At 40.5% G+C, this 13,294-nt stretch carries 21 protein-coding genes; 18 read left to right on the top strand and 3 right to left on the bottom strand.

From position 1 onward, the window contains the following. Positions 1–28: 28 nt before the first annotated feature. Both gluQRS and dksA read right to left on the bottom strand, forming a co-directional pair. Positions 29–988 carry a tRNA glutamyl-Q(34) synthetase GluQRS gene (gene gluQRS / locus AC0UA9_RS06705; protein WP_475658700.1) on the bottom strand — a complete coding sequence of 320 codons (960 nt, stop codon included), beginning with the start codon at positions 986–988 and terminating at the stop codon, positions 29–31. A 21-nt stretch (positions 989–1,009) separates the two neighbouring features. Beyond that, on the bottom strand, positions 1,010–1,456 hold the full coding sequence (gene dksA, locus AC0UA9_RS06700) for an RNA polymerase-binding protein DksA (protein WP_475658698.1): 447 nt from the start codon (positions 1,454–1,456) through the stop codon (positions 1,010–1,012). Positions 1,457–2,146: 690 nt separating this feature from the next. On the opposite strand from dksA, the gene rplN reads away from it, so the two are divergent. The 18 genes from rplN to AC0UA9_RS06610 all read left to right on the top strand — a co-directional run bounded on the left by rplN (position 2,147) and on the right by AC0UA9_RS06610 (position 11,807). After that, entirely contained in the window at positions 2,147–2,515 is a 369-nt protein-coding gene (gene rplN, locus AC0UA9_RS06695; RefSeq protein WP_159817695.1) for a 50S ribosomal protein L14, read from the top strand. Between the two features lie 12 nt (positions 2,516–2,527). Continuing rightward, positions 2,528–2,842, top strand: a complete 315-nt coding sequence (rplX, locus tag AC0UA9_RS06690; protein ID WP_475658695.1) for a 50S ribosomal protein L24 — start codon at positions 2,528–2,530, stop codon at positions 2,840–2,842. A gap of 13 nt (positions 2,843–2,855) precedes the next feature. Further along, positions 2,856–3,401, top strand: coding sequence for a 50S ribosomal protein L5 (rplE, locus tag AC0UA9_RS06685; RefSeq protein ID WP_475658692.1), 546 nt, complete (start codon positions 2,856–2,858; stop codon positions 3,399–3,401). A 4-nt stretch (positions 3,402–3,405) separates the two neighbouring features. Next, complete coding sequence (gene rpsN / locus AC0UA9_RS06680) at positions 3,406–3,711, top strand: 30S ribosomal protein S14 (RefSeq protein ID WP_475658689.1); 306 nt, start codon at positions 3,406–3,408, stop codon at positions 3,709–3,711. A 19-nt stretch (positions 3,712–3,730) separates the two neighbouring features. Further along, positions 3,731–4,120: a 30S ribosomal protein S8 gene (gene rpsH, locus AC0UA9_RS06675; protein WP_475658686.1), complete on the top strand. Its 390-nt coding sequence runs from the start codon at positions 3,731–3,733 to the stop codon at positions 4,118–4,120. A gap of 10 nt (positions 4,121–4,130) precedes the next feature. Further along, complete coding sequence (gene rplF / locus AC0UA9_RS06670) at positions 4,131–4,664, top strand: 50S ribosomal protein L6 (RefSeq protein ID WP_475658685.1); 534 nt, start codon at positions 4,131–4,133, stop codon at positions 4,662–4,664. Between the two features lie 9 nt (positions 4,665–4,673). Beyond that, the gene (rplR, locus tag AC0UA9_RS06665; RefSeq protein ID WP_475658681.1) at positions 4,674–5,027 is read left to right on the top strand and encodes a 50S ribosomal protein L18; all 354 of its coding nucleotides are present in this window, start codon (positions 4,674–4,676) and stop codon (positions 5,025–5,027) included. Between the two features lie 9 nt (positions 5,028–5,036). Further along, positions 5,037–5,546, top strand: coding sequence for a 30S ribosomal protein S5 (rpsE, locus tag AC0UA9_RS06660; protein ID WP_475658677.1), 510 nt, complete (start codon positions 5,037–5,039; stop codon positions 5,544–5,546). Positions 5,547–5,552: 6 nt separating this feature from the next. Further along, positions 5,553–5,732, top strand: coding sequence for a 50S ribosomal protein L30 (gene rpmD, locus AC0UA9_RS06655; protein WP_475658674.1), 180 nt, complete (start codon positions 5,553–5,555; stop codon positions 5,730–5,732). Between the two features lie 2 nt (positions 5,733–5,734). Then, entirely contained in the window at positions 5,735–6,169 is a 435-nt protein-coding gene (rplO, locus tag AC0UA9_RS06650; protein WP_475658670.1) for a 50S ribosomal protein L15, read from the top strand. An 8-nt stretch (positions 6,170–6,177) separates the two neighbouring features. After that, complete coding sequence (secY, locus tag AC0UA9_RS06645) at positions 6,178–7,518, top strand: preprotein translocase subunit SecY (RefSeq protein WP_475658668.1); 1,341 nt, start codon at positions 6,178–6,180, stop codon at positions 7,516–7,518. 30 nt (positions 7,519–7,548) lie between these two features. Next, complete coding sequence (gene rpmJ, locus AC0UA9_RS06640; RefSeq protein ID WP_118056057.1) at positions 7,549–7,662, top strand: 50S ribosomal protein L36; 114 nt, start codon at positions 7,549–7,551, stop codon at positions 7,660–7,662. Positions 7,663–7,856: 194 nt separating this feature from the next. Continuing rightward, the gene (gene rpsM / locus AC0UA9_RS06635; RefSeq protein WP_159817717.1) at positions 7,857–8,213 is read left to right on the top strand and encodes a 30S ribosomal protein S13; all 357 of its coding nucleotides are present in this window, start codon (positions 7,857–7,859) and stop codon (positions 8,211–8,213) included. Positions 8,214–8,226: 13 nt separating this feature from the next. Further along, positions 8,227–8,616, top strand: a complete 390-nt coding sequence (gene rpsK, locus AC0UA9_RS06630; protein WP_159817719.1) for a 30S ribosomal protein S11 — start codon at positions 8,227–8,229, stop codon at positions 8,614–8,616. Positions 8,617–8,646: 30 nt separating this feature from the next. Next, positions 8,647–9,267, top strand: coding sequence for a 30S ribosomal protein S4 (gene rpsD / locus AC0UA9_RS06625; RefSeq protein ID WP_475658665.1), 621 nt, complete (start codon positions 8,647–8,649; stop codon positions 9,265–9,267). 28 nt (positions 9,268–9,295) lie between these two features. Then, positions 9,296–10,285, top strand: a complete 990-nt coding sequence (locus tag AC0UA9_RS06620) for a DNA-directed RNA polymerase subunit alpha (protein WP_475658662.1) — start codon at positions 9,296–9,298, stop codon at positions 10,283–10,285. A gap of 44 nt (positions 10,286–10,329) precedes the next feature. Next, positions 10,330–10,734, top strand: coding sequence for a 50S ribosomal protein L17 (rplQ, locus tag AC0UA9_RS06615; RefSeq protein ID WP_475658659.1), 405 nt, complete (start codon positions 10,330–10,332; stop codon positions 10,732–10,734). Between the two features lie 173 nt (positions 10,735–10,907). Then, on the top strand, positions 10,908–11,807 hold the full coding sequence (locus AC0UA9_RS06610; RefSeq protein ID WP_475658657.1) for a phosphoribulokinase: 900 nt from the start codon (positions 10,908–10,910) through the stop codon (positions 11,805–11,807). Between the two features lie 95 nt (positions 11,808–11,902). Here the strand turns inward: AC0UA9_RS06610 and AC0UA9_RS06605 are convergent, their stop codons facing one another. After that, entirely contained in the window at positions 11,903–13,123 is a 1,221-nt protein-coding gene (locus AC0UA9_RS06605) for a DEAD/DEAH box helicase (RefSeq protein ID WP_475658655.1), read from the bottom strand. Positions 13,124–13,294: the final 171 nt, after the last annotated feature.

Genomic DNA, 13,294 nt, shown 5'->3' with positions numbered 1-13,294 from the left:
TTTACTGCTTAATTTTATTACTTAGTGATCACTGTTGGTTGAGTGTGGCTGTTGTCGATGAATTTTCAGTAATATCTATTTCAGGCACCTTGGGCACTTGGTTTCTCTGCCAGTGCTTGATGGCCCATTGTATAATAGTATCTACCGGTTCGTGCAGTAAATCAACGTCAGGTGCTTGCCCTAAAAACTGAAGGGCTGCAACTAATGCTGGTTGCGGAGTATTATTATTGATGGGTGTCGCTTTATTTTGTTTACTTAGTTTAAAGCCAGGTTTGGTAGTTGCCAAAGGAATATGCCCATATTGCGGTGCTTTTTTATTGAGCGTGGCATATAGGGTTAATTGCCGAGCTGTTGGCTCAAGTAAATCACACCCACGAATAACATGAGATATATTTTGATAAATATCATCATGCACCACGGCAAGTTGGTAAGCAAAAAGTTTATCTTTGCGATGAATAATAAAGTCTTCTTCGGCTAAGGCTTTATTACAGTAAACCTTACCTTGAAAAATATCGTTAAATTGATGTACACCATAATGATTGATTAAACGGGTAGCATTATTTATTGCTGGTTTATTTAGGTGCCGGCAATGCCCTTGATATATGCCGCCTAAGGCTTTTATGTCTTGGCGTGTGCATTGACAATAGTAGCTCAGCTGTTGTTGCTGTAGTGTATCAAGTATATGTTGATAATATTCAGTTTGCTCGCTTTGGTATAAAACAGCTTCGTCCCAATATAACCCAAATGCCTCAAGCGTAGACAAAATAGCAGTACTGGCGCCAGGTTGTTCGCGGGGTGGGTCAATATCTTCAATTCGTACTAACCATTTGCCTTGGTTATTCTTTAAATCAATAGTGGCTTTTGCATCTAAAAAGCTGGCAAGGGCAGCAATTAAGGAGCCAAAGTGGAGTAAGCCTGAAGGGGAGGGAGCAAAGCGACCACGGTAGCTATCTTGCGATAGTGCGCTAGGTCGCTTGGGGTCTAACATATTATACTGAAAACCTTTACTTTAGCCGGCCATTTGACGTTCTTTTATTTCGGCTAGCGTTTTACATTCAATGCAAAGGTCTGCAGTTGGTCTTGCTTCTAAGCGGCGAATACCTATTTCAATACCACAAGATTGACAAAAACCAAAATCGTCTTCTTCAATTAGTTGTAGGGTTTTCTCAATCTTTTTGATTAGTTTACGTTCTCGATCTCGAGTACGTAATTCAAGACTAAATTCTTCTTCTTGAGCGGCTCTATCAACGGGGTCAGGGAAGTTTGCAGCTTCGTCTTGCATATGGGTGACGGTGCGGTCTACTTCTTCACGAAGCTGAATGCGCCACGCATCTAAAATCTTTTTAAAGTGTGTTTGTTGGGGTTCACCCATGTATTCTTCATCAGCTTTTTCCTGATAAGGCTCAACGCCTGCTAATGCTAAAATACCTAATGCTTTATGTTTACCTGTTGGCATGCTGAATCTCCTAATACTACAAAGACCAAGATTGTTCGGTTACTATTTTTTAATAGATAATAGTTATTAACTGTTTTCTTGGTTGTAATTGCCAATATCAATAACGACGTTACTTATTTAATATAGGCCTAAAATATCAGGTCTATATTGTATCGCATTTAGTAAAAATCAATGCTTGTAATTAATTAAATGACAAATAATAATATTAACATTATTTATCAATACGTTACTGGTATGTTATCAAAATATAAAAGATCTCTAATTTACAGTTGATCGTTTCTTGTTATATTCCTTTAGTCATTATATTTATTCAATATAGATGGGCTTTATTTTTTGAACAGGCATATTTAGCAAGTTTTAGACCTGTTCGTCAATAGCTATCATGCGTGATAACTATAAATATTTAGTTAGCCTTACTTATAGATAAATAAGCAAGCGATGAGAATTGTTTATTTTTTAGTTAATTAAACTATCACTTTGAAATTAGCGGTGGTATAATCTCGCGCCCATTCAATTTGAATAGTTGGTTTTTACCAATATTTTCAGCATTTGGGAAGTCTTTTTAAGGCAGTGACGGGTCAAATTTCTGGCCTTGAATTTTAATTTATCTTAATGATTTATATTATTTTTCTTATATATACTTATTTAGAAAAACGGTTAAGTTAAAAGATAACAGCGGAGCAAAAATCAATGATCCAAATGCAATCACAGCTGAATGTTGCTGATAACAGTGGCGCTAAGCGTGTTCAATGTATAAAGGTTCTTGGTGGCTCGCACCGTCGCTATGCACGCATTGGTGATATCATCAAAGTTGCCGTAAAGGAAGCAAGTCCTCGCGGTAAAGTAAAAAAAGGTGATGTTCATACTGCGGTAGTGGTGCGCACTAAGAAGGGTGTTCGTCGTACAGATGGTTCTGCTATCCGTTTCGATGAAAACGCGGCTGTAATGCTTAATGCAAGCTTACAACCAATTGGTACTCGTATTTTCGGGCCAGTGACACGTGAACTTCGTAATGAGAAATTTATGAAGATCGTATCATTAGCACCAGAAGTACTTTAAGGAGTCACGATAATGGCATCTAAGATTCGTCGTGATGATGAAGTAGTTATACTTGCAGGTAAAGACAAGGGCAAAACTGGTAAAGTTACTAAAGTTCTTGTTGAAAGCGGCAAAGTATTCGTAGAAGGCGTAAATTTAATCAAAAAGCACACTAAGCCTGTACCTCAGTTACAGCAGCCTGGTGGCATTGTTGAAAAAGAAGCACCTTTACAGGTATCTAACGTAGCAATCCTTAACCCAAAAACGGGCAAGGCTGATCGCGTTGGTTTTAGATTTGAAGACGGTAAAAAAGTACGTTTCTTTAAATCTGATAACGAATTAATTTAAATTGGAGTAAACGATGGCGAAACTGCATGATTTTTACAAAGATACAATTGTAAGCGATTTGCAAAAGCAATTCGGTTATAAAAGTGTCATGCAAGTCCCTCGGATTGAAAAGATCACCCTAAACATGGGTGTTGGCGAAGCAATTTCTGATAAGAAAGTGTTAGAGCATGCCACGAATGATCTTACTGCAATCTCAGGACAAAAACCGGTCACGACAGTAGCACGTAAATCAGTTGCGGGCTTTAAAATCCGTGAAGGTTATCCTATTGGTGCAAAAGTAACTTTACGCGGCGAGCGTATGTGGGAATTTTTAGAGCGTTTAATCTCTATTTCTATTCCACGTATCCGTGACTTCCGTGGGTTAAACCCTAAGTCATTTGATGGCCATGGCAACTACAGCATGGGCGTTCGTGAGCAAATTATCTTCCCTGAAATCAATTATGATAAAATTGATAAAATTCGCGGTTTAGATATCACTATTACTACTAGCGCGAAAGACAACAAAGAAGGACATGCATTATTGTCTGCCTTTGGTTTCCCGTTCAAGAAGAAGGTATAGAGTTATGGCTAAAGCGTCAATGAAAGCTCGTGAAGCAAAACGTACTAAACTAGTAGCTCAGTACGCTGAAAAGCGTCGTGCGTTAAAAGAAATCATCTCAAGCGTAAACTCTTCTGAGGAAGATCGTTGGGATGCCGTATTGAAACTTCAAAGTTTACCTCGTGATTCATCACGTAGCCGTCAACGTAATCGTTGTAATGTTACTGGTCGCCCACATGGTTTCTTACGTAAATTCGGCTTAAGCCGTATTAAGTTGCGCGAAGCAACAATGCGTGGTGAAGTTCCAGGTCTTAAGAAAGCTAGTTGGTAATTCACGGGAGTAAATGGTTATGATGACTGATCCTATCGCGGACATGTTTACACGCATCCGCAACGGTCAATCTGCAGCAAAGGTTGCAGTAAAAATGCCATCTTCAAAAGTTAAAGTAGCAATTGCTAACTTGCTTAAAGAAGAAGGCTATATTTCAGATTACTCAGTAACAGGTGATGTAAAGCCTGAGCTAGCAGTAACATTGAAGTATTTTGAAGGTAAAGAAGTAATTGAAGTGATCAAACGTGTTTCACGTCCTGGTCTTCGTGTATACAAAAACTGCCATGAGCTTCCTAAAGTTCTTGCAGGCATGGGTATTGCGATAATTTCAACTTCTAAAGGTTTGATGACGGATCGCGCCGCTCGCTCTGCGGGTATTGGTGGTGAAGTTATTGGTTTCGTAGAGTAAGGAGAATAAGATGTCTCGTGTTGCAAAAGCACCTGTAGATGTTCCTGCTGGCGTTACCATTACGTTATCAGGTCAAGATATTACAGTTAAAGGTCCAGTAGGTGAATTGTCACACTCGATCCACGGTTATGTGTCGGTTTCTCAAGAAGAAAACCAACTTATCACCACAGTCGCTTGTGATCATAAAAATGCATGGGCCCAAGCCGGTACTGTACGCGCTTTAATCAATAATATGGTTGAAGGTGTTAGTAAAGGCTTTGAAAAGAAATTAATTTTACAAGGTGTTGGTTACCGTGCCAAAGCTGCAGGTAAGTCTTTAGATTTATCTTTAGGTTTTTCACACCCAGTTAAACACACAATTCCAGAAGGAATTACTTGTGAAACCCCTAACCAAACTGAAATCATACTGAAAGGTTGTGATAAGCATTTAGTTGGTCAAGCCGCAGCGAACATTCGTGCATACCGTAAACCTGAGCCATATAAAGGTAAAGGTATTCGTTATTCTGATGAGAATATTCGTCGTAAAGAAGCTAAGAAGAAGTAGGGTAATACTATGGATAAGAAAACATCTCGTTTGCGCCGTGCTAAACGCGCGCGTGCAAAAATCAGCGAGTTGGGTGCGAATCGTTTAGTTGTATTCCGTACTCCTCGTCATATTTACGCGCAACTTATTGCTCCTACAGGTTCTGAGGTAATCGTTTCTGCGTCTACTTTAGACAAAGAAGTAGCTTCTAAGTTGGAAAAAACAGGTAATGTTGCAGCAGCAACTGCAGTAGGTACAGCAATTGCTGAACGTGCTGTAGCAAAAGGCATCTCTAAAGTTGCTTTTGACCGCTCAGGCTTCCTTTACCATGGTCGCGTTAAAGCATTAGCAGAAGCAGCTCGCGAAGCTGGTCTTCAGTTTTAGGGGTTGATAATGGCTAATCATAATCAAGAAAACTCACAACAAAGTGATATGGCTGAAAAGCTAATCGCCGTTAACCGTGTATCAAAAGTGGTTAAAGGTGGTCGCATTTTTAGTTTTACTGCATTAACAGTGGTTGGTGACGGTAATGGTCGTGTTGGTTTTGGCTACGGTAAAGCACGTGAAGTGCCTGCTGCAATCCAAAAAGCAATGGAAAAAGCACACCGTAACATAGTAACCGTTGATCTGAAGGGTACAACTCTTCAGCACTCTATCAAAGGGCGTCATTCTGGTTCTAAAGTTTACATGCAACCAGCCGCTGAAGGTACAGGTATCATCGCTGGTGGCGCGATGCGTGCAGTACTTGAAGTTGCAGGCGTTCAGAACGTATTGTCTAAAACATACGGTTCTACTAACCCAATCAACGTAGTTCGCGCTACTGTTTCAGCCTTGACGAATATGCATTCGCCAGAAGGTATGGCAGCTAAGCGTGGCCTTAGCGTTGAAGAAATAATGGGATAATTGAACATGTCTAAAACAGTTAAAGTAACCCAAATAAAAAGTTCTATCGGTCGTTTGCCGAAGCATAGAGCTACATTAAAAGGCCTTGGTCTACGTCGTATTAATCATACAGTTGAGTTAGAAGATACTCCTTCTGTACGTGGTATGATTAACAAGGTTAATTATATGATTAAGGTGGAGGATTAATAATGCATTTAAATACTTTATCCCCTGCACCGGGATCTAACAAAGATAAAAAACGCTGTGGACGTGGTATTGGTTCTGGCATCGGAAAAACGGGTGGTCGTGGTCACAAAGGTCAGAAGTCTCGTTCTGGCGGTAGTGTACGTCCTGGTTTTGAAGGTGGTCAAATGCCATTAAAACAACGTTTACCTAAGTTTGGTTTTACCTCGCGTAAATCTTTAGTTCGCGCTGAAGTTCGTTTACATGAATTAAACCTTATCCAAGGCGATGTTGTTGATATTCACACGTTGAAAGATTCTGGTCTAATCAGCCGTAACACTGAAACAGCTAAAATTATGCTGTCTGGCGAAATTACTCGCAAGATCACTGTTCGCGGTTTAGGCGTAACTAAAGGTGCTCGTGCAGCTATTGAAGCTGCCGGTGGTAACATCGAGGAATAATACAGATTATGGCTAAACCAGGATTGGACGCTTCTCCAAAGGGGAGCAAAGGCGCAGGCGGTTTGTCTGAGCTTAAACAAAGATTGTGGTTCGTATTCATAGCATTAGTCGTGCTACGTTTAGGATCATTTGTACCAATCCCTGGTATTGACGCCGCTGTATTAGCTCAGTTCTTTGAACAACAAAAGGGCACCATTGTAGAAATGTTTAACATGTTCTCTGGTGGTGCACTTGAGCGAGCCTCGGTATTGGCTCTAGGTATTATGCCGTACATCTCAGCCTCAATTATTATGCAACTGTTAACAGTGGTTAGTCCAAAGTTTGCAGAGCTTAAGAAAGAAGGTGAAGCTGGACGTCGTAAAATTAGTCAATACACACGCTACGGCACATTAGTTCTAGCAACAGTACAGTCAATAGCGATTGCAAGAAGTTTACCGGATATGATGCAAGGCTTAGTTATTAATGCTGGCTTTAGTTTCTATTTCACTGCGGTAGTAAGTTTGGTTACTGGCACCATGTTTTTAATGTGGTTAGGTGAACAAATTACTGAACGTGGTATCGGTAATGGTATTTCAATCATTATATTTGCGGGTATTGTTGCTGGCATGCCATCGGCTGTTGGTCAAACAGCTGAGATGGCGCGTCAAGGTGAATTGCACTTATTAGTATTATTGTTAATTGGCGTTGTGGTATTTGCAGTAACTTATTTGGTAGTGTTTGTTGAACGTGGTCAACGACGTATTGTTGTTAACTATGCAAAACGTCAGCAAGGCCGTAAGGTTTTCGCTGCACAAAGCACGCATTTACCATTGAAAGTGAACATGGCGGGTGTAATACCGCCTATCTTTGCCTCAAGTCTTATTTTGTTCCCTGGCACGCTTGCGAGCTGGTTCGGACAAGGTGAAGGCCCTGTAGCTGATTTCTTACAAGGGGTATCTCAGGCCATGTCGCCAGGGCAACCTTTGTATGTATTGATGCTAGCCGCAGCAATTATATTTTTCTGTTTCTTTTACACGGCGCTTGTTTTCAACCCGCGTGAAACAGCAGATAACTTGAAAAAGTCAGGTGCATTCATTCCAGGGATTCGTCCGGGTGAACAGACATCCAAATATATAGATAAAGTAATGACACGTCTAACCCTAGCGGGTGCGTTGTACATCACCTTTGTCTGTTTGGTTCCACAATTTATGATTATAGCATGGGACGTACAGTTCTATTTTGGCGGGACATCACTCTTGATTATCGTCGTTGTAATTATGGATTTTATGGCACAGGTACAAACGCATATGATGTCTCATCAATATGATAATGTACTTAAAAAAGCAAACTTAAAAGGTTACGGCCGTTAGGTCGAACTAATATAGTTAACGGAGTATAAAATGAAAGTACGTGCATCCGTAAAAAAGATATGTCGTAACTGTAAAACGGTTAAACGTAAGGGCGTTATTCGCGTTCTATGTGTTGAACCAAAACACAAGCAAAGACAAGGTTAGTTTATTTCTGGCTAATATGCAGCAAACTTATTTCTGCTGCTAATACCAGTAATAACGACTGAGATCTTTTTAGCAGTGGCATTGTGCGGATAATTCTGTATAATGCCGCTTCGATTTGCGAAAAAGAGAGTGGTTGGGTATCCTAACGGGCTTTCCAATCAATGTAATTTTAATTTTTTAAAGGAGATGTGTTAGTGGCCCGTATCGCTGGCATTAACATCCCTGATCGTAAGCATGCAGTAATCGCCATTACTGCGATTTACGGTATTGGAGCTACACGTGCGAAAGCTATTTGTGCAGCAGCTGGTATCGAAGAATCAACGAAGATCAGTGAATTAGACGAAGCAAAAATTGATTTGCTACGCGCTGAAGTGGATAAATTTACCGTAGAAGGTGATTTACGCCGTGAAGTTTCAATGAACATTAAACGTCTTATGGACTTAGGTTGTTTCCGTGGCATTCGTCACCGTCGCAGTCTTCCTCTACGTGGCCAACGCACTAAAACAAATGCGCGTACCCGTAAAGGTCCTCGTAAGCCAATTAAGAAGTAAGAGGGACTAGACAATGGCTAAAACACCCGTACGTACGCGTAAACGCGTAAAAAAACAAGTTGCTGATGGCATGGCTCATATCCATGCTTCTTTCAACAACACAATCGTGACTCTTACAGACCGTCAAGGTAATGCATTATCTTGGGCGACTGCAGGTGGTTCAGGTTTCCGTGGTTCACGTAAATCTACCCCTTTTGCTGCGCAAGTAGCTGCAGACCGCGCAGGCGCTACTGCAAAAGAGTTTGGCTTGAAGAATATTGAAGTGTTCGTTAAAGGTCCAGGTCCAGGTCGTGAATCTGCTATCCGTGCCTTAAATGCTGCTGGTTTTAAAATCACCAACATTACTGACGTTACACCTATTCCTCATAATGGTTGTCGTCCTCCTAAGAAACGTCGCGTTTAATCGTTTTTTTAGGATAGTTGGAGAAAGAAAATGGCTAGATATTTAGGTCCTAAGTTAAAACTTAGCCGCCGCGAAGGAACAGATTTATTCCTTAAAAGCGGTGTAAGAGCAATTGACACTAAATGTAAAATCGAAACAATACCAGGTCAACACGGCGCTCGTCGCGGTCGTTTGTCAGACTACGGTGTTCAACTTCGTGAAAAACAAAAAGTTCGTCGTATGTTCGGCGTTCTTGAAAAACAATTCAGTAATTACTATAAGCAAGCAGCACGTCAAAAAGGTAATACAGGTGAAAACTTGTTAGTACTTTTAGAAACACGTTTAGACAATGTTGTTTACCGCATGGGCTATGCTAGCACTCGTGCTGAAGCTCGTCAGTTAGTTAGTCACAAGGCTATCCTTGTAAACGGCGCTGTAGTAAATATTCCATCTTTCACTGTTAAAGCTGAAGATGTGGTTTCTGTTCGTGAGAAGTCTAAAACTCAAGCGCGTATTATCGCTGCCTTAGATTTAGCCGACCAGCGTGAAAAACCACTTTGGGTTGAAGTTGATAACAAAAAACTTGAAGGTACATTCAAACGTATCCCTGATAGAACAGACTTATCTGCTGAAATAAATGAACAGTTAATTGTTGAACTTTACTCTAAGTAGTTAAGTTACACTTTAAGAGAGGACATATATGCAGGGTTCTGTAACCGAATTCCTTAGACCACGCATGGTTGGTATTGAAAATATCAATCCTCGTAGAGCTAAGGTAACTTTAGAGCCATTAGAACGTGGTTTTGGTCACACTTTAGGTAATGCGTTACGCCGTATACTTCTATCTTCAATGCCAGGTTGTGCTGTAACTGAAGTAGAAATTGATGGTGTATTACATGAGTACAGTAGTAAAGAAGGTGTTCAAGAAGACATCATCGAAATATTGTTAAACCTTAAAGGGCTTGCTGTTATTTTAGAAGGCAAAAATGAAGCCGTTCTGACTTTAACTAAGTCTGGTGAAGGCCCTGTAACGGCAGCTGATATACAACATGATGGCGATGTAACTATTACTAACCCAGAACATGTTATCTGCACTTTAACCGGTGAAGGTTCTATCAGCATGCGCATTAAAATTGAAATGGGTCGTGGTTATGTACCTGCTTCAGCGCGCCGTGATGCCGAGGAAGAAGATCGTGCTATTGGTCGTTTGTTGGTTGATGCCTCATTCAGTCCTGTAGTTAGAATTGCTTATGATGTTGATTCTGCACGTGTTGAACAACGTACAGATTTAGACAAATTAGTTTTAGATATGGAAACCAATGGTACATTGGATCCGGAAGAAGCTATCCGTCGTGCTTCAACTATTCTTGCTGAACAGCTTGATGCGTTTGTTGAACTTCGTGATATTAAAGAGGTAGAGCAGGTGGAAGAAAAACCATTGTTCGACCCTATTTTACTTCGTCCTGTTGATGATCTAGAGCTAACTGTTCGCTCAGCTAACTGTTTAAAAGCAGAAGCAATTCAATACATTGGTGATTTAGTACAACGTGCTGAAGTTGAGCTTCTTAAAACGCCTAATTTAGGTAAGAAGTCATTAACTGAAATTAAAGACGTGTTAGCGTCGCGTGGTTTGTCACTAGGCATGCGCCTAGAAAACTGGCCACCTGAAAGTATTGTTGACAACGACTAGTTCGATCATCGTTTTTTTAATAGTTTTTTAAGAAGGATTAACACATGCGTCATCGTCAAAGTGGTCGCCAGTTAAACCGTAATAGCAGTCATCGCCAAGCGATGTTCCGTAATATGGCAAGCTCATTAGTTAAGCACGGCGTTATCAAAACGACTGTAGCTAAAGCTAAAGAACTACGTCGCGTTATAGAGCCTTTGATTACATTGGCTAAAACCGACAGTGTTGCAAATCGTCGTTTAGCATTTGCTCGTACACAAGACAAAGAAGTAGTAGGAATTTTATTTAACGAACTTGGTGCACGTTACCAAGAGCGTCCAGGTGGTTACACTCGCATTTTAAAATGTGGTTTCCGTACTGGTGATAAAGCGCCTATGGCTTATATTGAATTAGTAGACCGTCCAGCAGTTGAAGAAGTTGCTGAAGAAGTTGAAGAATTAGCAGAAGCTTAAATATTTGTTTAAGCGTCGCTTTATATGAAGTAAAAACCGAGCCAAGGCTCGGTTTTTTGTTTCTTGACGTTCGCATTAATACCCCGTATAAAATAACTTACCATTTTTCTTTTAGCTTATACCTATTGCTCAATTATGTAGCGCTTTTGGTATCATTATTTGAGTTAGTATTTATGTCATCACGTAACCCTATTATTGCTGTCACTGGTTCCTCAGGTGCTGGTACTTCAACCACAACAGCTGCCTTTGAACATATGTTTCGAAGCTTGAATATTAATTCAGTTAAAGTCGAAGGCGACAGTTTTCACCGCTTTTCACGCCCAGAAATGGATTTAGAAAAGAGAAAAGCGAAAGAAACGCATACCAACATTAGTTATTTTGGTGACTTAGCCAATGACTTTGGCGCACTTGAAAAGTTATTTTGTCGTTACGGCGAAACAGGGCGTGGCATGATGCGTCGTTACCTTCATACCTTTGATGAAGCAGTGCCTTATAATCAAATGCCTGGCACTTTCACGCCTTGGGAAGAGCTTGGTGAGGGAACAGATCTTTTATATTACGAGGGGCTCCACGGTGCGGTTGTCACCCCAGAGAATAATGTGGCTAAACATGTAGATTTACTTATTGGCATGGTACCTATTGTCAATTTAGAATGGATTCAAAAAATTGTCCGTGATACAAAAAAACGAGGCCACAGCCGCGAAGCGGTTACAGCAAGTATTGTACGCAGCATGGAAGATTATATTTCTTTTATCACACCGCAATTTTCTCGTACTCATATTAATTTTCAACGGGTACCTACGGTTGATACTTCAAACCCTTTTAGCGCCAAGGGCATTCCAAGCTTAGATGAAAGCTTTGTTGTTATCCGCTTTCGTGAAGTTAAAAATGTAGATTTTCAATACTACTTACGCATGATTGAAGGTTCATTTATGTCTAGAGTTAACACCTTAGTGGTGCCAGGTGGCAAAATGGGCTTTGCCATGGAATTAATATTAACTCCGCTGATTCACGATTTAATGGAGCGAAAAAGACATGCGAATAAGCAGCTTGACTGGATGAGTGGCCTTTAAGTCATCAAATAAGCTTGCCGCTGGTAAATGAATATTTTTAGTGTGTTAGACACTTGCGGTAAGGATCTCTTCTTTTTTGCGGATTATTGCTGGTATTACTTCCTTTTTCTTCTGGCTTTCGTGTGCTTTTTCACCTTTTTATTAGTTTGTTTTTTTTCCTGCTGAGGGGGTGTTGAAAATTCTTTATGAAAAGGCTGCGCTGTGATAACAGGAATCACTTGTCCTAGGTTATTTTCAATAATAGTTAGTTGCCTTACATCATTTTCTACCACAAATGAAATGGCGATGCCGGTTTTCCCAGCACGTGCGGTTCGGCCTATTCGGTGAATATAATTTCTTGGATCTTCAGGCAAATTATAATTTATGACTAAGCTAATATTGTCTACATCAATGCCGCGAGCAGCAACATCTGTCGCTACTAACACCCGTAATGTAGTCCCTTTAAAGTTTTGTAACGCTTCTTCCCTAGCGGCTTGGGTTTTATTACTGTGCAGGCTAGCAGCGCTAATTGATTCTTGCTCGAGTGCTTTAACAATAATATCAGCGCCATATTTTGTTTTACAAAAAATCAGCACTTTTTCATAGTCAGGCTTCTCTAGCATGTTAAACAGTAACGGAAGTTTGTTGGCTTTTTCAAGCTGACAGACGAACTGTTCAACCAAGGTAGTCGTGACGGTTTGCGCCTCAATTTGCACTTTCTTGGGATATGTTAGTATCGCTTGGGCAAGTTTTTCTATTTGTGCAGGCATGGTTGCTGAAAATAAAAGGGTTTGTCGGCTTTTAGATAATGTCGCTATGATGGTTTGTACATCGTTAAAAAAGCCCATATCGAGCATGGTATCAGCTTCATCTAAAACAAATACCTCTACTGAACTAAGGTTTATATCACCTGTTTCAATTAAATCTAATAACCGACCTGGGGTCGCCACTAAAATATCAAGCCCTTGGGCAATTGCATCTACTTGGCTTTGTCTCCCTACACCGCCGTAAACCACTTTAGTTTTAAGTGCTAACCCGTCAGCGTAGTCATCAATATTTTGCATTATTTGCGCAGCAAGCTCACGTGTGGGAGTGAGTATAAGCGAACGTGTGCTCTTCGCTTTTATGGCTATTTTATTTTGAGCAAAATTATTAATAATTGGTAATGAGAAGGCCGCCGTTTTACCGGTGCCAGTTTGTGCTATTCCCAGAAGGTCATGACCATTAATCAGTGCGGGAATACATGCCTTTTGGATCGGTGTAGGGACTTTATAGCCTCTCAGTGCAAGGCGATCAATAATTGATGCCAAAAGTGGGAAAATAGTAAATGCTGACATGTCGTCTCGGTATGGTGTATGCGATAGACTGTCATTGTAACAGAAAGCTCACCGTGAAAGCTTTACTATCTTTAGAGTAAACTCAACACGATAGTGTCTGACCAAGCAGTTGGCCTTATTTGAATGCAAAAATGTTGACTTCCTCGTTGATAAATAGCGCCTTAGCTGGAG

The sequence above is a fragment of the Colwellia sp. F1 genome, from assembly GCF_056238625.1.
Note: the sequence above shows the minus strand (reverse complement) of the source record. Positions and strands in the feature narration are given on the sequence as shown.

Coding starts and splice junctions, on each gene's coding strand:
- gluQRS (WP_475658700.1), bottom strand. CDS start 988: ATGTTAGACCCCAAGCGACCTAGCGCACTATCGCAAGATAGCTACCGT.
- dksA (WP_475658698.1), bottom strand. CDS start 1,456: ATGCCAACAGGTAAACATAAAGCATTAGGTATTTTAGCATTAGCAGGC.
- rplN (WP_159817695.1), top strand. CDS start 2,147: ATGATCCAAATGCAATCACAGCTGAATGTTGCTGATAACAGTGGCGCT.
- rplX (WP_475658695.1), top strand. CDS start 2,528: ATGGCATCTAAGATTCGTCGTGATGATGAAGTAGTTATACTTGCAGGT.
- rplE (WP_475658692.1), top strand. CDS start 2,856: ATGGCGAAACTGCATGATTTTTACAAAGATACAATTGTAAGCGATTTG.
- rpsN (WP_475658689.1), top strand. CDS start 3,406: ATGGCTAAAGCGTCAATGAAAGCTCGTGAAGCAAAACGTACTAAACTA.
- rpsH (WP_475658686.1), top strand. CDS start 3,731: ATGATGACTGATCCTATCGCGGACATGTTTACACGCATCCGCAACGGT.
- rplF (WP_475658685.1), top strand. CDS start 4,131: ATGTCTCGTGTTGCAAAAGCACCTGTAGATGTTCCTGCTGGCGTTACC.
- rplR (WP_475658681.1), top strand. CDS start 4,674: ATGGATAAGAAAACATCTCGTTTGCGCCGTGCTAAACGCGCGCGTGCA.
- rpsE (WP_475658677.1), top strand. CDS start 5,037: ATGGCTAATCATAATCAAGAAAACTCACAACAAAGTGATATGGCTGAA.
- rpmD (WP_475658674.1), top strand. CDS start 5,553: ATGTCTAAAACAGTTAAAGTAACCCAAATAAAAAGTTCTATCGGTCGT.
- rplO (WP_475658670.1), top strand. CDS start 5,735: ATGCATTTAAATACTTTATCCCCTGCACCGGGATCTAACAAAGATAAA.
- secY (WP_475658668.1), top strand. CDS start 6,178: ATGGCTAAACCAGGATTGGACGCTTCTCCAAAGGGGAGCAAAGGCGCA.
- rpmJ (WP_118056057.1), top strand. CDS start 7,549: ATGAAAGTACGTGCATCCGTAAAAAAGATATGTCGTAACTGTAAAACG.
- rpsK (WP_159817719.1), top strand. CDS start 8,227: ATGGCTAAAACACCCGTACGTACGCGTAAACGCGTAAAAAAACAAGTT.
- rpsD (WP_475658665.1), top strand. CDS start 8,647: ATGGCTAGATATTTAGGTCCTAAGTTAAAACTTAGCCGCCGCGAAGGA.
- AC0UA9_RS06620 (WP_475658662.1), top strand. CDS start 9,296: ATGCAGGGTTCTGTAACCGAATTCCTTAGACCACGCATGGTTGGTATT.
- rplQ (WP_475658659.1), top strand. CDS start 10,330: ATGCGTCATCGTCAAAGTGGTCGCCAGTTAAACCGTAATAGCAGTCAT.
- AC0UA9_RS06610 (WP_475658657.1), top strand. CDS start 10,908: ATGTCATCACGTAACCCTATTATTGCTGTCACTGGTTCCTCAGGTGCT.
- AC0UA9_RS06605 (WP_475658655.1), bottom strand. CDS start 13,123: ATGTCAGCATTTACTATTTTCCCACTTTTGGCATCAATTATTGATCGC.